Below are 25080 nucleotides of genomic sequence, written 5' to 3'. Positions count from 1 at the left end.
CGGCAGATATCAACTGCGATTGTGATGGCATTGGCAGCGTCGAGCTTCCATGCAGCATCAAACCTCCTGAAGCCGCACAACGGCGTTCCAGCCATAGGTCTTTGCCGCGACGCCGGCAACGGTCACCTCAATTCCGGAAGCCCCCACGGCGACGGAGGCGTCGAGCGACGCGGCGTCGGTCGCATATTCGCCGATCACCGTTTTGGTGATAGCACCTTCGACTGCCAGGGTACCGCCTGTGTTGCGGATCACGCCGGCGAACACATAGCCGGCGCTGGTCGACGACGAACCATCCGTGCGGCGGGCAGCGACATCGGCGGTGAACTTCGCGCCTTGCCCTGGCCTGATCGGAACAAAGCTGTTTCCGGCTTCGAAGACCATAAGAACGGGCGTTGCGTCCGCCGTCGATTTATAGCCCTTGAAAAGATCGCCGCACCGGTTTCCTTCAATCAGCGCCATGTGCGATCCGTCATCGGTTGGCTTGCCCGTCGCCGTGCCGGAGTAGATGTTGTCCCGCACCTCGACGTTTGGCGAGGATCCGCTGATTTTCACATCGTTGACGACGCTGCCGGTCGTCGCCTTGAAAAGGCCACCCGTCGCCCTCTGCCGTTCGCTCGATAGTGTCGACAGTGCGACATAGGACGATCGCGCATCCGCGATGCTTGCATGGGTTTGCGACATGTCGCCGTTCAATCGAACGCCAATGGACGCCGCTGCGCCGCCCATGTCGACAAGCGTGTCGGCCGACACAATGGTCTCATCCGCGGCGCTGAAGACGCCATAGGCATTGGCCTGGGTGAACCCAAAGAGGCGGCCGGCACCAATCCTGGCGCCGCGCGAGATCTGTTGCCCGGCCGGGGTTTCGATATAGATCCCCTGATGCGTCGCCTGGATGTCGAACGACAGCAGGCGAAGATCTTCGATATGATGGCCGGTGCCGGCGCGAATGCCTTGCTGCACGCCTTCCGTCACCAGGCTGCGCACCTCGATATCCTTGGCCCCTCGCAGCACCAGGCCATAAAGGCCATCCCTGGATTTGGCACTGATGCGAAGGCGTTTGTACTTCAACACCGATCCGGCGGGCGCAGCGCTGCGGGTGAAGGCGACGGCCGCGCCAAGCTGAACGCCGCCAAGCTGCGTCCAGTCGATATCCACCTCGATATCGCTCACCGGCCAGTCGTCGTCGCTCTCTGCATCGAAACCGTTCAAATAGGCACTCACGCGAGCGCGGCGGACAAACACGTGACTTGTGCCGGAAACCTCGTCGTTGATGGTGACGATGTTGCGCGCCGTGTCGCCCTTGGCGTCGTCGATGTAGACCCAGCTGGAATCGGCAATGCGGTAGTGGTCGCCTTGCGTACCGGTGAGCGTGCCATGCTCGATCGTGACGCCGGAGATGCCGCTGATGTTGAAGACGCCAAAGCCGTTCGCAACCGCGACATGATTCCAGGCGCCGTTGACCTTCGGCGCGATGATACGGTTGTCGCCCTTCAGGTTGAAAAGGTGCATGGCGTCCTCGGTACGCTGCAAAAGCGCCCTGTCATCAAACTCGACCGTCAACCCCTGCGGAATGTCGATATTGCCGGCCAGCGAGAATGTGCCAGCCGGGATGATCAGCCTGCCCTGCCCGGCGGCAGCAATGGCGTTGACGATCGCGGTCCTGTTGTTGCCGGCTGCCGTGTCGGCGCCCGCCGCGCGAATGTTGATCTCCTTCGACCTCGGTGCGTTGATGATGTCGAAGCCGGCTTTCGCTCCACCTTGCAGCGTGATCGCCAGACCGCCCCCGCCAGCCAAAATGGTGCCATTCTTCCTGTAGAGGGCTTGGCCGTCGCCGACCTGCGAATAGCCGGCAGTCCTGATATAATCCGGCGCAACCGCCGGCGAATAGGCTTCCGCCGTCGCCTTGGTCGCAAATTGCGGATCGAGCACGGTCGTCATGGCGCCCGTCGCCACGTCCGCGGCCGCCTGGGCCTGGTCGATGATGCCTTGCGCGGCTGCCTGGATATCGCCGACGGTGTCGTCGGACTGGTAGAACGACAGCACAATGTCGTCGGCACCGATCACGGGGCTCACTGTCTGGAAGGCAAAGACAAAATCAGCCGAAGCCGTGCCCTCCTGGACATGCACCGTCGTCCCCTTCTGCATGGTGCGACCCGTGCGCGCATCGGCCGCGCGGTACCAGTAGCCTTCCGACGCCGTATAGATGCCGTTCAGCCTGGCGTCCGCCTGGTCCTTGACCAGCACCCGGTCGCCGGTCGCTGTCTGGGCGCCGTCAACCATCTTGAGGCCCTGGATCCAGGCGACGCCGTCGATGACGATCGTCTCCAGGTTCGCGGTCGTCGCCAGGCGCACGGGTTCGCGCTCGCCGGTCAACAAGCGAACGGCGGCGGTTGCAGGTCGGGCCATGAGGCTTGCTCCATGAAAAAGCCCCGCGAAAGCGAGGCTGTGAAGATTGCGGTTCAATCACAGGTCGGCCCGCCCTGCCGACCCCTCGTGCAGCAACTCGGTTGCCGCCCGGCCTCAGCCCTACTCACGATGCTCGCGCGGGGTGCGTGCGGCAGATCAGTGCGGAAGCAACGGCAGAATCTGTTCGTCGAGGAATTTCAGCCGGCTCGCCAGAATCTCGGCGTTGGCGGGATTCGCGTCGACATTGACTGGTATCAATTTCGCTACGGATTTTCCGTGGCGCGCGGCCTCAATCCAGACTTCAAGGGCACCAATATACCCATCCAACGCTTCAAATGGGGTCTTTCCATCGTCGGCTGGCAGATACGTCGGCGGCACATCACCGACGATCACCCATGTCCATGGGTTCACATCTGCTCGGTTGGCCTCTATCTCGAAAAGGAAAATGTAAATTATCCCTTCGGCGCCGTAACCAAGATATTCGCCTTTGATGGCTGATACCCAAGTATAGAATTCAAGGTATTGGCGCGCCTCGATCCGGGCGGAATCAAGCTCGTCGTCACCGGTGCTGACATCGGCCGGAGGCAGACGTGTGACGCTGTTTAAATCGGGCTCGGCATTGTTCTCCATGACTAACTAACTCCGCGAGATAGGTTGACGCCTCGGATCCGCGTGGAGTTCAGGAGCCGCGTTAGCCCTAGCTAGAAGTCCAAAATAGCTCGGTTGGAAGCGGTCGTTTTTGCTTCGACGCAGGCTACGATGCGGGTGACACCCTAGTTACTGCTGCCGTCGAACCGCCAGAAGTCAGCGGAAGGGAGGCCAAACAGTTCATCAAACACATCGAAGGCGCGCTCCGATATCACGAGGTTCAGTTTCTGGTTGATCCCGAAATCATCTCGGCCCGCCTCGCCATCGACCTTGAGCCACACGAACGGGGGAAGCCCTACGCCGGGCTGCACCAGGTGAAAATCCTCGGATATGGTCACCTCCGCATGGGCAAATGTGGCGCCAGTGATGCCGATAGCGAGCAACCCACGCTTGGCTTCTTCGGTCACGAGGAAACAGGGAAACGACGTCACAAGCGCGTCGCCATGCCAACCAACGAATTCTAAATGAAGTTCGCTGACTATAGGCGGATGGACACTGGTGTCCATGACAGTATCCTCGCCTATCTCTCCGCAGACTATAGGCTTAATTTCATAATAATTCATCAATCACCTATCGGTGGATCAAACAGATGCCCATATTTCTTGTCCAAATGACTCGCATAGTCAAGCACTTGCTGCCGGGTGGCGGTTACGTGCGTTTGATAGAATTCGTGCCATTCTGACTGAATGACTTTTTGGTGCAGATTTATATCGAATTCCTGTCGGATTCCGCGAAGATTATCTATCGAATGCAGCTCTTCTTCAGCAAAAAGACCGGGGTATTTCTTAGTTATCCGTTGCTCGACAGCATGATGAATCACGTATTTTCCGCTATTGAGGGTAGGATTGGCAGCAAAGAAGGTTTTTCGGTAGTTCTTTGATTTTGTCCATCCAACCTTTGCGCCAGCATATTTGATGGCAGAGGGATCCCTCGCAAGTAACCAAGCCAGTAATGCGGTATTAAAAGCATTTTCGGGGATTTCACCCGGTAGCTTCCTCCGCTTTGGAACCCGTGGGGAGACCGTGCGCGCAATCTCTTGTTGGGATCGAAGGGTTTCAGCGTCGACTCGTCGGATGAGAGCCTTGCTCCCTTCGACAAGTTCAGCTGGTCTCTTCGAAAATTTTGAGAGGCTCTCTACCCATGGCTTCGCAATTTTTCCGGCTTGTTCCAAGGCCTTTCCGGCCAGCCTTTCGGCAGGAATTGCTCCCACGACGTTGAACAATGCTTCACCGTAATTGCCGTCCAGCGCTGCGTTCGCGGCTTTCTCCAGTGCAAATGACGCTCCTAGTGGCGTGACATCAGCCACGGAAATGCCGTCTTCGCCGAGTCCGTCAGAGCCCACGAGCTTTTGCGCAAGAAGGCGCTGCAAGCTTCCGCGTTCGCTGTCGCCGGCGAGCAATTCCCCCAACCATTCCTGGTTGGTCTGGACATAACTGGTCAGCCATTCCGGTTTTGGCCCCTCTCCGGATACCGCGCGCCGGACAAACTCCTTTGTCTCAGCCAATTTCTCCGGACTCACCAACCATGCCAGGGAGCCGTCATTCAGCGTGCCTTTGTTCGATTTGGCGACGCTGGTGCGAAGCAAATGATCAAATATTGCTTGGCGAAACCCAGGCGGCGCCGCCTGGAGCACATTGCTTAGATCTGCTTCCTTGTTCCGCGGGGTCAGATTCTCGTCACCGGGCTTGTCGCTAATGTCTTCGGCAACGGAATTAGGCAAAGGCTGAACGGTTTTGAAACCTAACTGCTGCTGGGCGGCGATCGAGCCGATGACGGCATTCTGATAGTCTTCCGGCTTCGACAAATTGTTCCAAGCCGCGTCGAGGTTCGCGAATGTGTTGCGTACATAGCCACCCGGATCGCCCTGCCTCGCTTTGAACGTCAGGTCGGCGGCCGAAGCTATGGCGTCATGACGCGCCCTGTCCTCTTCCGGCGTCGCACTATCGGCCTTGGGTGCGGACTGGTTGACCATGGCCTGCACGGCGTCGTTAGACATCGTGCGCATGCCGTAAAACTGGCGACTGACATCAAGCGCTTGATTGAAAGCCAGAGAACGCTTGGCCCCTTCCGTCGAGCCATAGAGCGCCACGAACTGTTCAGGTGTGAAAGTCGGTCCTGAATAACTACCCGTCTCCCTGATCGCCATAGGCGCGTTCTGTTCTGCCAGGCCGATGCTGGTTCGTGTTTCGACCTGCCGTGCGATCTCAGCGGTCCGCGCTTGCTGGGCTAAGGCCGGCCGGTCTTCAGGCGGAATGTCGTCTCGGAAAGCCTGCGCCACTCGTTCGTCCGGCGCGGGCTTGCCAACACGATCGCCTTTCGCGGTCGCAACATCTGAACTGCCCGAAACATCGATCCAGATAATCGGCTGAACCGAGGCATCACCGGAAGGCTCTCCGAGCGTCCCCGCACCCAGCATCTCCGCAGCCCGCTTCGGGTCCTTGGCGATCATCGCCTGGACCAGCGCCTTGGCCGTGTTGCCGCGCCAAGTGGCCTCGGCTGTTTGCCGAAGGATCGGATTGCCGATCTTGGCGATCAGGTCGAACCCGCTCTTCCGGATCGCCTCGAAGGTCTCGGTGTCGTTCGGATCGCCCTGTGCAATGGAACCGGTGGAGATGTTGTCGACCTTGGTCCACTCGGCCACCTCATACTCGTCACGCCGCTGGAGTTGCCGCTGAGCCATGCGCCGTGCGCCAACCGCGCGCATCGCCTCCTTCTGCCCGACGAAACCAGCGCGCTGGCTTTCGGGCATACCAGGCAAGGCATCGTCGAACAGCCTGTCGAACAGACCAGTCTTCACCACCCGGCCGTTGTACGGATCGACCTGGCCGTACATCGCCTCATGCAGGCCGGCGCCATCGGGCGGCGCATTCGCYGYCACYTCGTCTTCCGCCTGCGCGATCCGGCCGTTGAACCGGCGSCGYKCCAGCTCGGCGTCGAACGCCTCCTGCTGGTCCTTCATCTGCTGGTAGCGCGCGGCGATAGCCGAAAACTGGTCGCCAAGCCCCTGCATGGCGCCGCCAATCGGCGATCCCTGCGGATATTGCGGCGCGTTGCCGGTATCGAGCCGGCGCTGGCCAATGGAAAGGGGGATGATGTGGACCATTTCAGTAGAGCCCCGAATAGCCGCCGGCTATGGCCGCGCTCGCCCGAGGCGAAAATGCAGAACCGCCGAGGCTCACGGCCTTCGTCGGGTCGTAGATTTTGGATAGGCCGCCAACGAGCGCGCTGCCGGCGTTGAAGATCGATGCCGTCGCCGCCTGCTTGCCGGAGAAGCGCGAGATGGCGGCTTGCGTGTTCAGGTTGTTCTGGCGCAGCCGCGAGCCGTACAGCATCCCGTCGAGATCAAGCTGACCCTGCCTGGCATTGGCCGCCAGCACCTCGGCCGGCGAGCCTGATAGGCCGACGCCCGAGGCGCCGGCCTGGGCGCGCGCCTGGCCCAGCAGGAGATCCTGCTTGTGCCGCTCCTGGCTCTGTTCGAAGGCGGAACTCTGCGCCTCGGCCTGCGCCTGCTGCCCGTAGGCCTTGGCCTGATAGTCGGCCATCTGCTTCGACTGCTGGCCTTCGACCAGCGCACCGCCAACAGAAAGGGCGGTGCCGATAAGGGCAAGTGTGCACATGGTTCAGCCTCGTTCGCCAAAGGAGGTGGTTGCGGGAATGAATTTGCTTTTGACGCCGTCCACCGGCGCGCCGAGCGCCGGGCGCGGGTCGAGCGCTCCGCCGGGGGTGAGGAACGACACAAGCAGCCTGTCGGCCTGCAGCGCCGGCCGGCTGAGACGGGCCGGGGCAGCGGCCCGCGGGCCGGCCATAGCGGCGCGGCGGGTGGTGGTCAGGTTGATCTTCAGTTCCGCGACGCCGGCGGCATCGAACAGGCCGTTGGCGGTGGCAATGGTGCGGGCGAGCGCATCGGCCTCGAACAATTCCTGGCGCAGCAACTCGACCAGCCGGCGGGCGCTGCGCCAGCGCTCGCCAAGCGTTGCAGCTTTGGCCTTGATCTCGTCGCCAAGCGCGGCGATGTCGGCCCGCGCTTCGCTCCGAGCAGCCTCCGCACGGCATTTGCCGGCAGCGACGATGATCTTTTCCAGCAGCCCGATCTGCTCGTTGCAATCGTCCAGCACGGCACGCGCGGCGGCCAGGTCGCCATCGCCGAAGACCGCGCGGTCCTCGGCTTGTGCCAGTTCGGCTCTGCAGTGAAGCGCGTCGTTGAGGTCGGTATCGAGCATGGCGATGACGGCGGCGAATTCGGCAGCCGTCCGCGCCCTGCCGAGGATTTCGGCATGGAGGGATGTCATGGGAGGAGTGTCCTTGTGGATGGAGTGCGGGCGGGCAGAGGGTTATCTCCCCCCTCGAGGGGGAGATGGCCGGCAGGCCAGAGGGGGTCGGTACGACCGGATGCGACCTTCTGCGGCAGATGAAGGTCGGCGTCCCGCGTGAGCGCCGGCATCCTCTTTTTCAACGTGGGAGGTCGCGTCACATAGTACCTACCCCCTCTGTCGCCTTCGGCGACATCTCCCCTCGAGGGGGGAGATTAGTTACGGCTCCGCGTCAAACACCGGCGTAAATGCCCTGATCGTACAGGGCGTCGGGTTGATGTGGCGGATCCTCACGCGGCCCTGCCCTTCCCAGCTGTCGTCGATCGGCACCTCGACATTGCCGGTGAACAGCGTTGCCCGCCCGTCCTGCGCAACGATCGAGGGCATGCGCACCGGCTCCCAGCGGCCGCGCATCAAGGACTGGACTTGAAGCCCCGTGGTGTCGGTCTCCAGCAGCGACAGGATCACTTTCGCCACCTTCTTGCGGCGGCCGATGACGGAGCCGTCGCGGCCGCCGACATCAAGCTCCAGCGTGTCGGCGCCCGCAGCATAGGGCAGGCCAAGCTGCCATTTGGCGGCGGTCGAACCGCCGGGCAGCGTCACGGTGCCGCCGCCGCTGACGGTCAGGCCGCGATAGACTTTTCCATCGGCGAGAACATCGACGGACTGGCCGGCGAGATGCATGGCGCCGCCCACCGTGGTGACAGCAAGGCCCGCGTAGCTCAGGCCGCAATCGATCTCGAAGGCGTCCGCGATGGCGCCGTATTCGAACGGCGCGGTTTTGATCTCGATGTAGCGCCTGGTCACGCCGCCAATGCTGCGCTTCACGATCAGCCAGAGGTCGTCATTGCCGTCCTGGCCGGGGGTGACCGCAGCGCTTTCGACATTAGCCCAATTTAAACCATCGGGGCCCGCCCCGCTGACGCTGCCGCCGAGGCGATGCCGGTGCATGCCGCGCACCTCCTGGCTCGGCTGGTGGGTGTAACCGCCAAGCTCGCCATTCTCCAGCGGGAACCACAGCAACGGATCGGGATCGGTCTGGAAGGCGAGCTCGACCACGCCCTTTTTGGGAATATGCTCGGAGACCTGGCCGACATCGTCCGAAGCAAAACGGCTCTGCGCCGTCTGCGTCAGCTCGGCGATCGATTTGCGCGAGCGTGTGACATAGAGGAACGACTGGCCGGCATCGACCGGGCGGATGCGGGCGCAGCCGAAGGTACGCGAGCGCCGGTTCTTGAACGAGGATGGCGTCAGCGCCTCGTCGATGCCCGAGCCCGACAGCGCGCGGATGCCGCCCCCGGTGCCGATTAGAAGCGCGCCGTCGCTGTCGGCGATCCAGACGATGTCGTTGGCCTGGCCGCCGCCCGCCTGGACGAACTCAGCGCGTCGTCGTCCTTCTCGCCGAGAGCGAAATTGTCGAAGTCGCCGGTGGCCGAGGCATAGACCGAGAATTTGCGGCTGAAGGCCAGCCGCTCCTCATAGAGCGACCCGCTTTCGACGTACTTGCCGGGCACGAAGGTGCCGAGCCGCCAGCGCGTGATCGGGTTCGTGTTCGGCAGCGCATGGCCGTAGAGGATGATCTCGACGACCGTCGTGCCGGTGCGGCTGGTGATCCTGGCCCAGCGCCAGATGCCGTCAGCTCCCAGGAGGCGAATGGATCGACCGACATCAGAGACCTGGAATCCGGTGTCGTTGTTGATGCCGATGATTGAGGACGCCGTAAGATCGAACGGCGTCTGATCGAAAGCGGCGATATGCATCGCCAACTCGGCCGAGACGGTGACAACTGCATCGTCTCCACCGCCGCCGCTGAACACCAGTTGATGGTATTCGAACGCCGATTTGTTTGTGAAGTCGTAGAAGCGGGTCTCGCCATTGCCCCAGCCGAGTTCGCCCGTACGCGTGTCCAGGGTTACCCAGTTGGTGCCATCATTCGAACCCTGCAATTCCCAGGCAGTGAAGAAATCGTAATCGCCAGTTGCCAGCCGCGACGTGGTGATCCAGTAGGCATCGACCACGCGCTGAGCGCCGCCGGCATTGCGGAACCGGATGTAACCGTCGCCGCCGCTCGCAATTTCGATATCCTGCGTCTTGTCGCGGTCGAACATCTGCCAGGCAGAGGCGCTGCCGCTGCCGGTGGAAGCGGTGCCGGAAGGCGTCGTGTTGCTGGTCATCCGCGGCGTCAGATGCCCGGTATCGGACGGCGTCAGCGTTGTCGCCGTGTCATTGACCGGGTCGTAGGGACCGTCGAGGAATTCGAAATCCGTCAGAGCCCACGCTGTATGCGCGCTGCGGGTCAGCACCTTGGGCGGATGGTCCCGGTGAGTGATCCACATCTGGTCGGCCGATTGCACATAGGCGAGCTCGAACAGGTCCGCCTCGAGATAGGGCGAGGCGACCTCCACCGCGCCGACGCGCGCGCCATAGGCATGGACGCGGATGTACCGGTCGCCGAATTCGAGCGCATAGGCTTGATCGGCCGAGAAGATGAACGGGATCAGCCGCGTCGTCTTCGCGGAAATCTTCACCTCGCCGGCAAAATAGGTGCCGCCGCGCTTGCGGATGCCGCCATGCGGCAGGGTGATGAAGTTCTCGCATTTGGCCAGCGCCGCCCGATATAAGTCGAGCGAGGCGCGTGCATGCAGGCGCGGCGAGATTTCGCCGCGGGTGAAGATGTCCTGGATCGGGTACAGCGTCGTCATCAGCGCGCAATCCTGTTATTGCCGGGCCTGCTGTCGCCGCGCTGGCTGGACCAGGACGCGGTGTAGAGCCGGCCGCCGCGCTGGACGGCGTTGGCGCTCAGCGCCGCCTCCAGCGCCCGGTCATAGGCAGAGCGGGCAATGTCGATCATGCCCGATTTGTGGGTCAGCGGATGTGCGACCTTGATGGCAAGCGCCGCCACCAGAACCTCGGTGAACAGCGCATCCCAGTCGTTGGGGTCGGTGAGGTTGGCGACGTAGCAGATGGTCAGCGGGCCGGACTGGTCGGAATAGATCAGCCCCGCCTCCTGGCGCCACGAAATCGGCGCGCCGTCCGGCTCGCCATCACGGGTCAGCGGCAGCGCCCGCAGACAGTCGGCCGGCAGTTCATAGGCGAAGTTCAAGCCGCAATCGCTGCCGGTGTCCGCCCCGGCAACCGTGGCGCGCAGGATCGCGAACACCCAGGCGCATTTGGTGAGCTCTGCTTCCCGTGCGAGGTCGAAATGCAGGTTCAGCAAGCGCGCTGCCTTGACGTCCTGGTCGAGGCTGTCGATCGGTGCCTCGTCGAGCACGGCCAGCGCCATGTTGGCGATATCGAGCGGGGTGATGGCCATGGGTCAGCGCCTCGTCCATGTGGGTCGGGTCATGATTTTCTCCGGGCATGAAAAAAGCCGCTGCGAAGCGGCTGGGGTTTAGATGGCAATATTCAGAGATCGTGCTCTACGACCCCCTCCGATCTCCCTTCGTGGGGTTGAAGAGTGATCCGCGTAGCGGACGGAAAGCCAACTGCTTGGCTTTCCGAATGACGAAAGCCGGCAGGACGGAGGGGGCGCGAAGAAATATTGTCAGAACGAGGAATTACGGCGGCAGCGCACTATTTTCCAAGTCTCAGTCCGGACATGCTATCGACAAAACGCGCGAGATCTCCGGCATCTCACTGTCATTCGTGATTCCAACCCTTAAAATACCGGACGAAATCCACTAATCGAGCAATTCGAAAGATGGAAACTTACGTACCACCCAAGCCATGGAGATAGATATCCATCCCGGCTTGTAACTTTCCCATCTTTGCTGCAAGAAACGCTCGCGCTGGATTCCTCATTCACGAAAACGAGGTGGTACGTCGTTCCAGATCCTGCCGCTTCATCCAGTTTGGTGCCTGCAATTTCCAGCGTTCCGCCCACAAATCCGTCCGTCTCAAGCTTGACGAGAAGAGGGCTGCAATAAACAAAAGTTGCAGCAGCCACCAAGATAGTTGCGGTCGTCAGAACCATCACTTTCTTCATTTTCTTTTCTCGTGAAAGATCATTGCCGGAGGCAGTGAAGTCTGAAGTAGTCCGGCCTCCAGGGCAAGGCGCGCGATTTCGTCGGGCGCGACCCCGGAGCGATGCCGTTCCCATGAGGAATTGCGTGACAGTGCACTATTTCCAGTTCTCGGTCTGAAGATTCACTGCAGTCACATGGGTGCGGCCGACAAAAATGAGCCGTCATCGCAATTCAAAAGCGTAATCCCGTTACTGTTCGTAAGGCTCGACCACTGCAAACGGTATTCCCAATGATTCCAGCAAATCAAGAATGCGTTTCGAGATGACGAGGCGATAGTTCGCTGCGATCCCGAAGTCGTCGCGGCCAGCCTTCCCATTCACTTTCAACCAGACGAAAGGTGGAAGTTCCTGCCCAGGTTGATATTCATGAAACTCTTCGGATGTCGTCACTTCGGCTTCAGCGAACGTCGCACCCGAAAAACCTATGTTCTGCAGTGCACGCTGGGTTTCTTCGGTGACGAGGTAACACGGGAACGTCGTAACGAGCACATCACCGGTCCAGCCCTCTACCACGTAGTGGAGCTTGGTCACAATCGGAGGATGGACGCTGGGGTCCAAAACGGTGTTTCTGCCAAGCCCACCAGCCACATCAGGTCTGATATAGAAATACTGCATTATCCACCTATTGGAGGGTTGAACAGATGTCCGTATTTTTTGTCGATATAAGCCACGTAGTCCAGCACCTGCTGACGAGTGGCCTGAGGATGCGACGCATAAAATTCGTCCCATTCGTATCGGAAAATTTTGTTGTGCAAAAGGTTGTCCAAGCTTTTAGGAATCCCACGCAGATTCTGAAGCGAGTGCATCTCCTCTTTGGCCACGAGCCCGAGATATCTCTTCAAGATTTGCTGCTCAGCCGCGTGGTGGACCACAACTTCACCCTCCAGTTTCGGGTTCGCGTCGAGAAACGTTTTGCGGTAATTTTTTGAAAGAGCCTTGCCAAACGATGCCCCCGCGTACTTTATCTTTGAGGGTCTCTCGCGATTGACTTTATTATTTCAAGAAGCTCGGCCTTGTCGGGCTTTGCACCTGTGCCCAAGCGGTAAGCGGCCTCATTTGCTGCATTTATTGCACGAGCCTCCGCACCGACGGCTTGGCGAGCCACCGCGCCCTCAGCGGCAAGCTCCGATGTGGCGCGCGAACCACTTGTTGCAAACTCCTCCAGCGGTTTGGCAAACTTGCCGGTCCCGCCGCGGATTATGGCCAAGCCTTTTGCAACAGCTTCGCCGACTGCCTCTAATGCTAAGCGCCCTTCACCAACCGCCCCCGAGCCAGGGGTGGCGGGCAGTTGCTCAAGGAAACCCAAAGGAGAATCGTGCAGATCCCGGAGGCCTAGCCCAATGTCATGGGGGATTCGGCCTAGGGCCTCGAAACCCTCGCTCAGATAATCGCCGAAGTCGTCCGCAGCTCGTTGGAGTGCAGACCGGGCTTCGCCAGGAGGCGCTGATGGAAGCCGTCCTTGCACTGTCGCAGTAGTGACGATCGGGTCGACTTGGGCCGACCGAGAAAGGCCAGCTTGATCCAACTGCTGAGATAAGGCCTGGCGGACACTCGGATCGGGCGCTGCTGCCAGAAGATCCCGCAGGATGATGTGCTTCTCAGCCTGCGGTATGTTTTTGTCGCCGAAGGTGTCGGCAAGGCTTTGGATAACGGCCCTCGGTAGAAGTTGAGGGGTCTCGATACCCAGTTGCTTCTGGGCTGCAACAGAGACGGCGATGGCCCATTTGTACGCCTCTGGAGTCGCCGCCTCCGGGCTCGTTGTCGCCTTCCACGCGGCGTCGACATTGGGGAAGACCTCGCGGACGTAGCCAGCAGGGTCCGCCCGCCTCATGTCCAGGGTCTTGAGCGCAGCGGCAGCCGTAACCCGATACCGTGTCTCCTCTTCGTTGGAGCCGACCGGCCCAGGCTCCGCATCGCGCAGCGCTGCGTGGATCGCTTGGTTGGGCATCGTCCGCATGCCAAAGGCTTGGCGGCCGACATCAATTTGTCGGCTGAAATCCTGGAAGCGCTTCCCGCCCTCCTCAGTGCCATAAACGGCGGTGAAGTCCGCAGGGCCAGGCACGCTGCCGGAATAGCTGCCCGTATTGGCAATTGCGTCCGGAGCGTTCTGCGAAGCGAGGGCGATGTTGGTGCGCGCCTCGATCAGTTGGCCCGTGGTCGCGGCATGTGCCTGGTTGATCAGCCGCTGAACATCATCTGGCGATAAGCCCGCGAGACGGTCGGTTGCGGGCTTGATCGCCATTGGATCAGGCGCCGGAGCAATGTCCCCGAACGCCTGCGCCACTCGCTCGTCTGGCGTGAGCGTGCCAACGTGATCGCCTTTCGCGGCAGCTGCATTCGAGCTGCCCGAAACGTGGATCCAGGTGACCGGCTGAACGCCGGAGGCTTCGCTCCCAGAAGACTCTCCCGACGTCCCGACGCCAAACATCTCCAGCGCGCGTTTCGGATCCTTGGCGATCAACGCCTCGAAGCGCGTCTTGGCCGCAGTGCCGAACCAATCCTTGACCTTCTGCTGTCTGATCCCGGGGTCGAGACCCATATTGTCGATCAGATCGAGCCCTTCCTGACGGGCTGCCTCGAAGGTGATGGTGTCGTCGGGGTTGGCCTTGCCAATGGCGATGGCACTGGTCTTCAGCGCCGTGTCGACCTCTGCCTGCTCGTAGTCCTTGCGCCGCTGAAGCTGCCGCTGCGCCATGCGCAGCGCGCCAACCGCACGCATCGCTTCCTTCTGCCTGGCGAAATTGATGCGCTGGCTCTCGGGCATGCCAGGCAAGGCATCATCGAACAGCGTGTCGAACAGGCCTGATTTGACCACCTGGCCGTTACGCGGGTCGACCTGGCCGTACATGGTCTCATGCAGCGACAGCGGAAAACTGGTCGCCAAGCCCCTGCATGGCGCCGCCGATCGGCGATCCCTGGGGATATTGCGCCGCATTGCCGGTATCGAGCCGGCGCTGGCCAATGGAAAGGGGGATGATGTGTACCATGGCTGTTTCCTGCTCACGAAGCACTGAGGGCTGAACCGCCGAAAATCACCCGGCCGCTGCGGCACGGCCGGCAATGGCGCTCGAGGCCGATGCCTTCGTCGGATCCGGATTTTGGAGAGGCCGCCAACGAGCGTGTTGCCCACGCATTGATTCTGCGGGCCAATCCTGTGCCGGCGACGGATTCCGGCTCTGTTTGTCACGCCAGGATCGGAACATGGCCGGCGCCAAGTTTAGAAAAGAAGCGGGAGCGCATCGCCCCCGCCCTCCACCTCGGTCCTATCAGGCCTCGGTCGTCTTCAGCGCGATGAACGTCATGTTCTTGACGCTCGACGCGGTGCGGTCCCAGTTCGCCGCCAGCGCCAGTTCCGCATCGGTGGCGAACTCGCCGGCCGAGGAGGCGTCGAGGAAGCGGGTGCCGGGCACATGCGGCACAAAATGCCGGCGGCCGACCATTTCGGTAACGCCGCCGCCATGGCCCTGGCGCGGCTTGCGGTCGAACTCCAGCGGGCCGCCCTCGGTGTTGACCGGCAGCTCGTTCCACAGGATCGCCTTGTCCTTGAACATGAAGGCGGTGTAGACGCCCGCCGTCACCGGGATGTCGTCGTCGACCACGGCGCGCAGACCCATGTAGTAGGGGATCAGCGGTCCGCCCTGCTCGGAAGACGGCACATAGTCGATGAGGTCGGCGAGCTTCAGCGCCTTCATCTGCTTGGAGTGCATCCAGATCGCCTTGAACTTGTCCGCGCGGTCGCCCATCAGATAGGCGGCCTCGATGATGTCGGTGTCGACGATGGAGGCGCCGGTGGTGCGCACAAGATCGCCGCCGTCATTGGCGATGTTGTCGGCGACGACGCCTTTCAGGATGCCGAGCAGGGTCAGCTTATTGGCGCGCTGCCAGTACTCGGTCTGCCGCTTGACGATCAGCTTCTGCGGATCGTCGCCCGCCAGGATCGAGGTCAGGTCCGGAACGCCCCACGCCTGGGCGCGGACATTGCGGGCGGCGACCTCGCGGCGCGAGCCGATCTTCTTCATCTCGATGGAATCGGCCGGATCGTCGTTGACCGGCTCGGACGGATCGTTGCCGAGATCCTTCCAGCCGGGCATGTCGACCGAGCGACCGCCCATCGACAGCTTTGACGAGATGGCCGGGTCGGAAAACAGGATTCCGGCCTGGTAGATCTCGAGCGACTGCACATGTTCCTCGAAAGCATATTGCGCATAGACGGACGGAACGATCGCGTCCGCGATACGGGTATAGGCATCTGCCATTTTTCTCTTCCTTCAGGTTTGGGTTGGCGGCGGGTGCCCCCCTACCCAGCCTCCGCTTCGCTCGGCTGACCTCTCCCCGGGGGGAGAGGAGACTTGCGACGTCGGCGCGCCTCTTCTCCCCGACGGGGAGAAGGTGGACGCGAAGCGGCCGGATGAGGGGCGTTTCAGTGCTGCTGATCGATCGTCAGCGCGGGTTGTTGGGCATCCAGCGGTCGGGATTTTCCCCCGCCTCGCGAGCCAGTCGCCGGGCGCGGGCGGGGTCGCTTTTGACGAGGGCTGAAATGTCAGTCAGGTTGCGTTCGCCGGCGGCGTTGCGCTTGAACGGATTGGCTCCGCCGAAAGAAGCGCCGCCGTCGATCGTGTCTTCACGGAACATCGCCTCGCCGATCGCCTGGAACGCCTTGGCGATCCGCGGATCGGTCAGCGCCCCGTCAGGCAGAAGGATGCCCTTCGCCTTGTAGGCATCGACCAGGCCGAGCTTCTTCATCGCCCGGTTGGCGACCTCCAGTCTCTGGCGAAAGCCGTCGCTGTCGGTCGGTCCCCAGTCCCTGACAAGCTCGTCATGGGTGGCTTCCACCGAGCGGGCCAGCGCGATCTCCTGATGCTTGGCCTGCTCGGCCATGTAGCCGACGAACCTGTCGTGATAGGCCTGCGCGGTCTTCGGCGAGGCACCCGCCTCGACCGCCCAGGCCTTGGACGCCTGAGCGAGTTCGTCCGAATAGGCGAAGTTCTCCGGCAGCCCTTCCGGCCTGAGGTATTCGACCTTCTCGGACGACGTGACCGGACGCATGGCCTCGGGAAGCCGGGCATGAAACCGGTCCCAGTCTTCCCGTGACGCGTCCAGGGCGGGAACGCGCAGGCTCTCACCCTGCTGCCGCTCCAGCTCCGCATAGGATGTGAAAGCCCGATCGAGGCTTTCAGGCTTGGTCCAGCCCTTGGTTTCAGCGAGCTTGCGGTTGCCTTCGGAAAGACCGTCAAACCAACTTTTGCCGCCAGGCGCGGCGGACCCGTTGTCCGCGCCTGCCGGTGACTGTGCCGGGTTGCCCGCCGGCAGCGCACGCGCCGCCACGGACCCGGCGTCTGCCAGATCTGTCATGTGATGTTCCTTTTGCTAGGGGTTAGAAAAGAGCCGGGGCGGCTTCGTAATCTCCCCCCTCGAGGGGGAGATGGCCGGCAGGCCAGAGGGGGTCGGTTCGACTGGACGCGACCTCTTGCGACAGATGAAGGTTAGCGCTCTGCGCGAGACGACCCCCTCTGTCGCCTTCGGCGACATCTCCCCCTCAAGGAGGGAGATTAGCGGCTAATTATCCCCCCAGTTCTCCCAAAGCAGCGTGATCGTGCCCGTCACGGCAATCGTCCCGTCGGCGTCGATATCCGTCCCGGTGGCGAACGCCAGGTTGAGATAGAGGTCGACCGGCGTCGTCGTCCCATCCAGCGTCGCGGCGGCGGCGATGTCGGTGGCCGAGGCGGTGGACAGCGCGGCGCCAGTGCCGTCGAGTGTACGCGCGGTCGAGGCCAGCACGTTGACCATGGTCGAGATCAGCGTCGCGCTCGATGCAGCCGCCGAACCCAGAGACCAGGTCAGCGCCGCATTGTCGTTGATGGTCGTCGCGCGGGTGCCGAGCACAGCGAACTGCAGCCGCGCCGTGCCGCCCTTGATGCGCACCTTGCCCTCGGTGAAGTCGAAGATCTTCTGGGCGGCATAGGCCAGCGCGTCGGTGACCGGCACCTGCATGCCGGCGAAGGTGAACACGGTGCGGTACGCTCCGCCCTGCCCTGTGGTGACGGCTTTCAGGCCGGGCCTGGGCGGGGCAAGGCCGGCCTCGCGGGCGGCGGCACGGGCAAGCGTCCGGGGAAGACCTCGGGTCATGGCATTTCTCCATTTTTTCAGTGGCAATTCTGACAGCCCGACCCATCAAGCCCCGGCGGGGCGAGCCGTCGAAGGCTGAATCATTTTGACAAGGAGCACCGCTAGCGCCTTGTTCGAAAGAGATGTTTTCGGCCGCCGGCCTATCAACGCCCGAGAAACCATGTCTTATATCGTGAGGCCTCGTGCCCCCGTTCCGCCGCAATGCGACCGCACGTGGCCAGGCATAGGAATTTCAGGCCTTCAAGGGAGACTTCACATGAACTTTCACAAAGCCATTGCCGCCGTGCTGATGACCGCCGCACTCGCAGGCTGCGCGCAGACCGAAGGCCAGCAGCGGGCCGGAACCGGCGCGCTGATCGGCGGCGCCGGCGGCGCTCTCGTCGGCCAGGCCATCGGCGGCAACACCGAAAGCACGCTCATCGGCGCCGGCGCCGGCGCCCTGCTCGGCGCGGTCGTCGGCAGTTCCACCACACCGCAGCGCCGCGGCGAACAGATGTGCCGCTACCAGGACCGCAGCGGCCGCATCTACACCGCGCCCTGCGACGACCGGTATTATAACGGCGATTATTGAGGCGCTGATCTTCCCTTCTCCTCCCGGGGAGAAGGTGGCCGCGCAGCGGCCGGATGAGGGGTGTTCCAGCTTGGCGACACCCCGGCAACGTTGCGACAGCGTGTTCCCGTTACTGTTCGTAAGGCTCGACCACAGCGAACGGTATTCCCAACGACTCTAGCAGATTGAGAATGCGTTTCGAATGACGAGGCGGAAGGGTATCGCGATCCCGAAATCGTCGCGACCAGCCTTCCCATCTACTTTCAGAATGTATCTGTTCATCGCTCGGCGGGATAGTAATCCTCAGGCAGGTTGATACTGAATTCCCGGGGCGGAACTTTTGAAACGCAGGGGTGCGACCGATAAAAGTGAATTGCTTGCCGTAGAGTCACCGGAATTTTGAGCTATGGCCTTGGCCGACGCATAGGCAATTGAACCGGCTTCCGGGGAATCCGATCCCGAATATCTAGAAAACCGGTAGGATCGATTACCATGTTGCGGTCAAAATTCTTTGAGACATAACTTTCTGGATCAATCTCTGGAGAATTCTCGAATGGCTCCGTCTCTTCTTCATAATCCATTCGATTCCCGAACGCTTTTCTGAATTTCTCCAAGCCATCCATCAAGGACGCCACATATGCCTTGGATTCAGAGTCACCAGTCCTGGATTGAAGCTCGGAAAGCTTGTAGTATAGCGTACCCTTCTTCGTACGATGATCGGGATCATAGATTCCGTTGAGCACGGTTTTGTGCGGGCTGTACGGATCTTTCCAAGGACCCTCCAGGTAGAAAGAATTTGGACCCAAGAGATAATTGTCCAGAAGATCGACCGCAAAGCGCCGCGCGTCTTCTGGACTAATGGAGGTCCCCTTCGTGACGATGGGAGGAAGCGGCTTTCTCTCGACCATAGAATTCTCCGTAAAAACGCTCGAATATCAAGAAGTATATGGATTAAGACATGATCACACCAATACAGATCATCGTATATGCTTCTGCGCTATCACATATTTTTCAAGTTCAGTACTTTGGATACGATCAAATAAAAGAAAAAAAATACACTGCGCATATAGAAATAGCTACAAAGTACGGAAAAAAATACGAAGGTACATATGAATGCCAGAAGGATAGGAAGTGCGACATTGACCTCGCGGGAAAATTCTCCATCGAATTAACCGCCGACGAAGAATCCTACTCGATATATATCGATTACATCGGAGAAGAATTTTCTCCGATGGGATGCTGCTCTTTCTCAAATTGGAAACCGAACATAGACTTTTACAAGACGGGAGTGAAACATACATTCATGATATACAATACAACAGAAAGTAACTTGGTCTATGTCGTCCCGAACGGACTTGCGAAACTCGATATAGAAGTCAACGATGAAAAATAGGAACTTATTGATTTATATTTAAACTAAGCAACACACCCCCATATATCAGTTGAATCACCAGCTTCAAACGAAGGGTAGGATCCGATATCCCGCCAAAAAGATCGCGATTGCCCGTATATGAATCGCTGACCTTGGCATTATGATTTGCGAACGACATAACCGCTCTCTTGGCTATGGAGTCCGGCAGCGGCTGAACATCCTCAATGCCAAGTTGCTGCTGTGCCGCCACGGATCGAATGATTGCACCCTGATAATCCGCGTTTTTTGACGCATCGTTCCAGGCCAACTCAATGTCAGGGAATATCTGGCGGACGTAGCCGCCAGGATCGGCGGTCCTTGCCATCAGGTTGCGCGAAGCTGCCTCATTGAGCGCGCTGTAACGCTCCTGCTCTTCCAGCGAACTTCCCGGCCCAGGCTCCGCATCGCTCAGTGCTGCGTGGATGGCCTGGTTGGACATCGTTCGCATGTCGAAGGTTTGGCGGCCGACATCCAGCTTTAGGCTGAAGTCCCTGTACTGTTCGCCGCCCTCCTCAGTGCCATAGACGGCGGCGAAGTCCCCGGGGCTGGGCATATTGCCGGCATAGCTGCCTGTGTTGGCGATTGCGTCCGGAGCGTTCTGCGAAGCGAGGGTGAGGTTGGTGCGCGCCTCGATCAGTTGGGCCGTGTTCGCGGCGTGCGCCTGGTCGATCAGTCGCCGAATGTCGTTTGGAGATAGGTTGGCGAGAGGGTCGGCTGCCGGCTTGGTCACGATCGGATCGGGCACCGGATCGGACGTTCGCTTTCCAATGCGGTCGCCTTTCCCAAAGCTGCCTGCCGCTTGGATGGCATCGCCGGGGGCCTCTCTGCCGGAGGTCGGCGTCCCGACGCCAAACATCTCCAGCGCGCGCTTCGGGTCCCTGGCGATCAGCGCCTCGAACCGCGCCTTGGCGGCGGTGCTGACCCAGTCCTTCACCACCTGCTGCCTGATCTGCGGGTCGAGGCCCCTCTTGGAGATCAGGTCGAGTCCGTCCTGCCTGGCCGTTTCGAAGCTGACGGGGTCGTCGGGGTCGGCCTTGCCTATTGCGGTGGTGATGGCTTGGAGCACCGTGGTCGTTTCGACCTGCTCGTAGTCCTTGCGCTGCTGGAGCTGCCGCTGCGCCATGCGCCGCGCGCCAACCGCCCGCATCGCCTCGTTCTGCCCAGCGAAGTTGGCGCGCTGGCTCTCGGGCATGCCAGGCAAGGCATCGTCGAACAGCGTGTCGAACAGGCCTGATTTGACCACCTGGCCGCTACGCGGGTCGACCTGGCCATACATGGCCTCATGCAGGCCGGCGCCGTCCGACAGCGGAAAACTGGTCGCCAAGCCCCTGCATGGCGCCGCCGATCGGCGATCCCTGGGGATATTGCGCCGCATTGCCGGTATCGAGCCGGCGCTGGGCAATGGAGAGAGGAATAATGCTGACCATTGGCTGTTTCCTGCCCAACTGGCTTTGAACAAAAGGGCGCGCGGCGCGGGCGATCACGGCAGGGCCGGGCCGCACGCTGGCTGTCGCGTTCACGGGTTTTGTCGGTTCGACTTTTCTGGAAAATCCTGGAGCGGTGCTGCCCTGGTGGGTCGGTGGACCTGAGGCGCCGGCGCCGAAACAGCCAATCTCCCCCCTCGTGGGGGAGATCGGCAGCTTCAGGGCTCCGCTACCCCTCCGCCCGCGCCGCCTTCTCCAGCGCCGCAAGCTGAGCATCGTCCAGCGTCAGGAACCCCATGATATGCTGCACCACCTCGGCGCGCGCATTGCTCAAGGCGCTGTGTAGCTCAAACCCGTTCGGCGTCCGGGTACGCGCCATCCACTCGCCATAGGACGGACGCCGGTAATAGCCGGTCGTCGCCGCGAGATCGGCGAGCACCGTCTCGCCGTCCTCGCCGGAAAACACCCGGAGATAGGCCTTGGCCAGCGCGTCCCGCGCCCTGGCAGGACTGCCGGCCTGGCCGGAATGAGCGAAGCGTTTCCGGCTCATGCGCCGTTACCCGTCGGACCGACGGGCTGCCCACTCTGACCACCGCCGCCCAGCATATCCTGCAACCCGTCGAGCAAGCCGCTGTCGCGTGCCTGCACCGCCGCCGGCACAGCGTCCTTGGCGGCCTTGCCGGCCGTGGCGATCGCCGCCATGCCGGCCTGCGCCTGGCTGGCCTTGGCGCGGGCATCGCGTAACTCGTCCACCTCCTCCTTGCGGCGAAAGATGCGCTGCGGGCTGCGGCCGGCGCTCTGCACGATCTTGATCGCCTCGTCGCTGTCGATATTGTCCATCACGCCTGGATCGAACTGCGCCATCTGCATGGCCGTCGTCACCACCTGGATGGTGTCGCGCGCCTCGGCCGAGCGCCTGAGCACGTCGAGTGGGCCGGTGAAGGTCGGCCGCACCGCCTTGCCGGCCAGGCTCTCCGGCGGCACGAAGCGGCTGTCCTCGTCATAGAGCCCCTTGTCCTCGAGAATGCCGAGCTCGCGGTCGAGATTGCTGGCAAAGCCCGCCTGGATGATCGAGCCGGACGGCCCGAGCAGCGCGCCCTTCTCCTCTTGCCTGATCAGCGCTTCAGTCGCCGTCATCTGCGGGTTCTGCACCAGCGTCTGGAACAAATTGACGAACATCATGTCGCGGATCTCGTCGGCGCGGCTCTGCGCGTAGTTGAAGGCATAGGTCGGGTTCTGCCCGGTCGAGATCGGCGCGATCAGCGGCCTGCCATTGTCGTCGATCAGGCCCGGATAATTCTCGCCCGGATTGAGCACCGGCACATAGTCGAGCCGCGCCTTCGAGGCGGTGGCCGGGTCGGTGATCTGCTGCAAGGCACGAAGCCCCGAGCGGCGCACCGCGTTCTCCTCGCGCACGGTCGTCAGCGCCTCGATAGCAGGCGAGATGCCATAGGGGTCGCCCTCGTAGCGCCGCCAGTTGAAGGTCGACACCGGAAACGTGCGAAAACCGCTTTCCCGGACGATTTTCTCCTCGTCCTCGATGACGTGGTAGGAGGCGAAGGCCGTGTCGAGATATTGGTACTGGCCGCCCAGCCGATACATCTTGCGTTCGTCGCGCGACTCAATGCACTGGATCAGCGAGATTTTCGTCTCGCATTTGGCCGGATCGTCGACCAGAACCTTGATCCGCGCCGGCAGTCTGTCATACCCGAGCAGCTGCGCCGCCTGCCGCGCCGTGCGCTCGTAGCGGCGGTGGAAAATGTCGACCTGGCCCCAGCGGTTGCGGCTGAGATAGCCTTCGACCACGGGGATCGAGGCATAGCGGATCAGCGTCGCGCCGAACCCCTCCTCGGCATAGAGATAGGCCGGGCCATAGCGCACGACATTGCGGAGGCAGGCTTGGGTGGCCGGCACGAAATTCGAATTGGCGGAGTAGCGCAGCGCAAACAGGAAATCGCGCAAGGCCTCCGCCCATTCCTTTTCCTCATCGGTCTCCTCGTCGTTCATCGCGGCGGTCGACAGCCCGTGCCATTTTTCCGACTGCGGGATGATCAGGCTTTCCAGCCCGGCGGCCAGCCGGTTGGCGGCCGAGTTGATGGTGTTGGCATAGACGCGGGCGCCGCGCCGCTCCTGCCGCTCGGCCTGCGAGTCCGGGCCGCCGGTCCGGCGGCCGCTCCAGATATCGGGCGCATCGGGGTCGCAGAACTCCGCCACCTGCTCCCACACAGCCTCATACTGGCTGCGCTCGCTCTCGAGCTCGGACTGGCGGGACAGGATATTGCGGGCGCGGGTGTCGGTCATGGGAGGCCTCGCTGGGGTATGAGATGGGGTTGATAAGGGCGCGCGGCGCCGAAGCTGCTGATCTCCCTCCTTGAGGGGAGATGGCCGGCAGGCCAGAGGGGGTCGTCTCGCATGGAGCGCTAGCATTCTCTTTTTAAGCCTGAAGGTCGCGTCCCGTCGTACCGACCCCTCTGTCGCCTTCGGCGACATTTCCCCCTCGAGGGGAGAGATTGGCAGCCTCGATGTCTTGTCATCTTTTGCCCACTTGGCGATGCTACGAACTTGCTCGCGGCGGGTTTTGGAGGAGGTCGATGTGACGACAAGCCTTGCCGCCCTGAAAAGCCAAAGCAAACGCGCCGTGAAACGGCTCATTGGTTACGATTCCCGCAATTGGCTGCGCATCCGCCAGATCGAGGCGTTCAGCCTCTTTCTCGAAGCCGGAAACCGCAAGGCCGCCGACGTGATCGAGATCTCGCCCGGCTGGAACCGCTACTGGCGGGCGATGTGCCCCAATTACCGCTCGGTCGATTTCCCCGCCTTCGACATCTGCAGGGATCGCACCGACGAGCAATATTCGATCGTCATCGCCGACCAGGTGCTGGAACATGTGCGGCGGCCTCACGCGGCGGTGGAAAACATCCACGCCATGACCCGGCCCGGCGGCTGGGCGATGGTGGCGACGCCGTTCCTGTTCCGCGTCCACGCCAGGCCGCACGACTACAACAGGTGGACGCCCGCCGGCCTCAAACAGCTGATGGTCGAGGGCGGCTTCGCGGAAGCCAACGTCAAGGTCCACGGCTGGGGCAACAAGGCCTGCGCCAGAGCCCATATCGGCGGCCCCGTCCGCGCCTACGGCCTGTGGCGGGATTTGAGCAACGACGAGGAATACCCGCTGATGGTGTGGGCTTTCGCGAAGAAGGGGTGAGATGAGGCGCTGCTAATCTCCCCCCTCGAGGGGGAGATGGCCGCGAAGCGGTCAGAGGGGGTCGTCTCGCGTGGAGCGCTAGCGTTCTCTTTTTTCAAGACAGAAGGCCGAGTCCGGTCGCACCGGCCCCCTCTGTCGCCTTCGGCGACATCTCCCCCTCGAGGGGGGAGATCACCCCCGCCTTCTCATCACCCGCGCATGGCGTCGCCACACCCACCAGTCCCACACCCGCTTCCTGAAACTGCGCTTCATCGCGGTCATGGTCACATCCCCAACAGCACGCGGCGCTGGCCGGTCAGGCTGCCCGGTGCGAGGTCGGTCTTGATGGTGCCGGCGGTGCCGTTCCGCTGTTCGAGCTCAGCCCGCAATGCCGCCTCGCGCGCCTGCACATCCTTGTCCTGCGCGGTCGGTACCGGCGGCAGCGGCTTCAGTTCCGGTGGTTTTTGCAACAGGCACATGGTTCCAGCCTTCTCCAAAATTAGAGGTTCTTGTCCAGTCGTAGAGGAAAAAGTCTTCGCCGTTGCGGCCGTAACCCGGCAGCAGGCAGCGTTGCGTCGCGCCCAACCGCCCGAGCCAGCGCAGCGCCAGTTCATTGGCGGCCAGCGCCCGCGCCTCGACCCGCCAGGCGCCGCGCGCCGATACTTGCGGCCCCAGCACAGCGTGAAAGAAGTCGGTGATCCCAGGCACGCAGCGCTTCATGCGGCGCGTGCCCCAGCTCCAGGCGATCCACAGGCCGCCGCGCTGTTCGGCAGCGCCAAAGCCGGCCTCCGGATTGCCGTCGAGCTCGGCGACATAAGCAAACCCCTGCAGCGCCGTCAGCGCCAGCAGTGCCGGCGACCAGTGGTCGAGCTGGCAGTCGATCTCGGCCCGGTCCTCAGGGCGCAAATTGGCTGCGATGTAACTGAGATCGCGCAAGGTTGCGGGAATGATGCGGACGGTCATGCTTGGCCTTCGTCGTGTTGTCTTGCGCTTGACC

25 protein-coding genes are annotated in these 25080 nt (G+C 61.8%); 3 read left to right on the top strand and 22 right to left on the bottom strand.

Features of this window, described 5'->3' with window-relative positions:
* Positions 1-57: 57 nt before the first annotated feature.
* The 16 genes from EJ079_RS33360 to EJ079_RS19835 form a co-directional block, all read right to left on the bottom strand.
* Positions 58-2406 carry a hypothetical protein gene (locus EJ079_RS33360; protein ID WP_164873821.1) on the bottom strand — a complete coding sequence of 783 codons (2349 nt, stop codon included), beginning with the start codon at positions 2404-2406 and terminating at the stop codon, positions 58-60.
* Positions 2407-2562: 156 nt separating this feature from the next.
* Positions 2563-3036, bottom strand: a complete 474-nt coding sequence (locus EJ079_RS19895; RefSeq protein WP_127809891.1) for a hypothetical protein — start codon at positions 3034-3036, stop codon at positions 2563-2565.
* Between the two features lie 143 nt (positions 3037-3179).
* Entirely contained in the window at positions 3180-3560 is a 381-nt protein-coding gene (locus EJ079_RS19890; protein WP_245481710.1) for a hypothetical protein, read from the bottom strand.
* Between the two features lie 56 nt (positions 3561-3616).
* Entirely contained in the window at positions 3617-6157 is a 2541-nt protein-coding gene (locus EJ079_RS33525; RefSeq protein ID WP_174800320.1) for a hypothetical protein, read from the bottom strand.
* A gap of 1 nt (position 6158) precedes the next feature.
* Positions 6159-6671 carry a hypothetical protein gene (locus EJ079_RS19880; protein WP_127809890.1) on the bottom strand — a complete coding sequence of 171 codons (513 nt, stop codon included), beginning with the start codon at positions 6669-6671 and terminating at the stop codon, positions 6159-6161.
* A 3-nt stretch (positions 6672-6674) separates the two neighbouring features.
* A complete protein-coding gene (locus tag EJ079_RS19875; protein WP_127809889.1) occupies positions 6675-7343 on the bottom strand; it encodes a hypothetical protein in 669 nt (222 codons plus the stop codon).
* Between the two features lie 240 nt (positions 7344-7583).
* Positions 7584-8423 carry a hypothetical protein gene (locus tag EJ079_RS33955; RefSeq protein WP_245481709.1) on the bottom strand — a complete coding sequence of 280 codons (840 nt, stop codon included), beginning with the start codon at positions 8421-8423 and terminating at the stop codon, positions 7584-7586.
* Between the two features lie 248 nt (positions 8424-8671).
* A complete protein-coding gene (locus EJ079_RS33950) occupies positions 8672-10066 on the bottom strand; it encodes a hypothetical protein (RefSeq protein ID WP_245481708.1) in 1395 nt (464 codons plus the stop codon).
* On the bottom strand, positions 10066-10677 hold the full coding sequence (locus EJ079_RS19865; RefSeq protein ID WP_127809888.1) for a hypothetical protein: 612 nt from the start codon (positions 10675-10677) through the stop codon (positions 10066-10068). Before EJ079_RS19865 ends, EJ079_RS33950 begins: the two co-directional genes overlap by 1 nt.
* A gap of 345 nt (positions 10678-11022) precedes the next feature.
* Positions 11023-11349 (bottom strand): hypothetical protein, encoded by a 327-nt coding sequence (locus EJ079_RS19860; protein ID WP_127206771.1) that lies wholly within the window; start codon positions 11347-11349, stop codon positions 11023-11025.
* Positions 11350-11577: 228 nt separating this feature from the next.
* Complete coding sequence (locus EJ079_RS19855; RefSeq protein WP_127809887.1) at positions 11578-12003, bottom strand: hypothetical protein; 426 nt, start codon at positions 12001-12003, stop codon at positions 11578-11580.
* A 346-nt stretch (positions 12004-12349) separates the two neighbouring features.
* Positions 12350-14236 (bottom strand): hypothetical protein, encoded by a 1887-nt coding sequence (locus EJ079_RS33520; RefSeq protein WP_174800319.1) that lies wholly within the window; start codon positions 14234-14236, stop codon positions 12350-12352.
* Positions 14237-14240: 4 nt separating this feature from the next.
* Entirely contained in the window at positions 14241-14375 is a 135-nt protein-coding gene (locus EJ079_RS34230) for a hypothetical protein (RefSeq protein WP_281040137.1), read from the bottom strand.
* Positions 14376-14654: 279 nt separating this feature from the next.
* Positions 14655-15644 carry a Coat protein gene (locus EJ079_RS19845; protein WP_127809886.1) on the bottom strand — a complete coding sequence of 330 codons (990 nt, stop codon included), beginning with the start codon at positions 15642-15644 and terminating at the stop codon, positions 14655-14657.
* Between the two features lie 184 nt (positions 15645-15828).
* On the bottom strand, positions 15829-16740 hold the full coding sequence (locus tag EJ079_RS19840; RefSeq protein ID WP_127809885.1) for a hypothetical protein: 912 nt from the start codon (positions 16738-16740) through the stop codon (positions 15829-15831).
* Positions 16741-16944: 204 nt separating this feature from the next.
* Positions 16945-17514 carry a hypothetical protein gene (locus EJ079_RS19835; RefSeq protein WP_127809884.1) on the bottom strand — a complete coding sequence of 190 codons (570 nt, stop codon included), beginning with the start codon at positions 17512-17514 and terminating at the stop codon, positions 16945-16947.
* A gap of 256 nt (positions 17515-17770) precedes the next feature.
* Here EJ079_RS19835 and EJ079_RS19830 point away from each other — a divergent pair, with 256 nt between their 5' ends.
* Positions 17771-18085, top strand: a complete 315-nt coding sequence (locus tag EJ079_RS19830) for a YMGG-like glycine zipper-containing protein (protein WP_127809883.1) — start codon at positions 17771-17773, stop codon at positions 18083-18085.
* 383 nt (positions 18086-18468) lie between these two features.
* On the opposite strand, the gene EJ079_RS19825 is transcribed toward EJ079_RS19830, so the two are convergent.
* Positions 18469-18972: a hypothetical protein gene (locus tag EJ079_RS19825; RefSeq protein ID WP_127809882.1), complete on the bottom strand. Its 504-nt coding sequence runs from the start codon at positions 18970-18972 to the stop codon at positions 18469-18471.
* 50 nt (positions 18973-19022) lie between these two features.
* Between EJ079_RS19825 and EJ079_RS19820 the strand changes: the two genes are divergently transcribed.
* The gene (locus tag EJ079_RS19820; RefSeq protein WP_127809881.1) at positions 19023-19457 is read left to right on the top strand and encodes a hypothetical protein; all 435 of its coding nucleotides are present in this window, start codon (positions 19023-19025) and stop codon (positions 19455-19457) included.
* 4 nt (positions 19458-19461) lie between these two features.
* Here the strand turns inward: EJ079_RS19820 and EJ079_RS33515 are convergent, their stop codons facing one another.
* From EJ079_RS33515 to EJ079_RS19805, 4 genes are all read right to left on the bottom strand, one after another.
* Positions 19462-20751: a hypothetical protein gene (locus tag EJ079_RS33515; RefSeq protein WP_174800318.1), complete on the bottom strand. Its 1290-nt coding sequence runs from the start codon at positions 20749-20751 to the stop codon at positions 19462-19464.
* A gap of 4 nt (positions 20752-20755) precedes the next feature.
* Entirely contained in the window at positions 20756-20902 is a 147-nt protein-coding gene (locus EJ079_RS33510; protein ID WP_174800317.1) for a hypothetical protein, read from the bottom strand.
* A 226-nt stretch (positions 20903-21128) separates the two neighbouring features.
* A complete protein-coding gene (locus EJ079_RS19810; RefSeq protein ID WP_127809880.1) occupies positions 21129-21449 on the bottom strand; it encodes a hypothetical protein in 321 nt (106 codons plus the stop codon).
* Positions 21446-23200, bottom strand: coding sequence for a portal protein (locus EJ079_RS19805; protein ID WP_127809879.1), 1755 nt, complete (start codon positions 23198-23200; stop codon positions 21446-21448). The genes EJ079_RS19810 and EJ079_RS19805 overlap by 4 nt, the downstream gene beginning before the upstream one ends.
* 250 nt (positions 23201-23450) lie before the next feature.
* On the opposite strand from EJ079_RS19805, the gene EJ079_RS19800 reads away from it, so the two are divergent.
* Entirely contained in the window at positions 23451-24104 is a 654-nt protein-coding gene (locus EJ079_RS19800; RefSeq protein WP_127809878.1) for a methyltransferase domain-containing protein, read from the top strand.
* A 357-nt stretch (positions 24105-24461) separates the two neighbouring features.
* Here EJ079_RS19800 and EJ079_RS19795 read toward each other — a convergent pair whose 3' ends face one another.
* Positions 24462-25046, bottom strand: coding sequence for a hypothetical protein (locus EJ079_RS19795; RefSeq protein WP_127809877.1), 585 nt, complete (start codon positions 25044-25046; stop codon positions 24462-24464).
* Positions 25047-25080: the final 34 nt, after the last annotated feature.

It is taken from the genome of Mesorhizobium sp. M7A.F.Ce.TU.012.03.2.1 (assembly GCF_004006095.1).
Lineage (GTDB): Bacteria > Pseudomonadota > Alphaproteobacteria > Rhizobiales > Rhizobiaceae > Mesorhizobium.
Note: the sequence above shows the minus strand (reverse complement) of the source record. Positions and strands in the feature narration are given on the sequence as shown.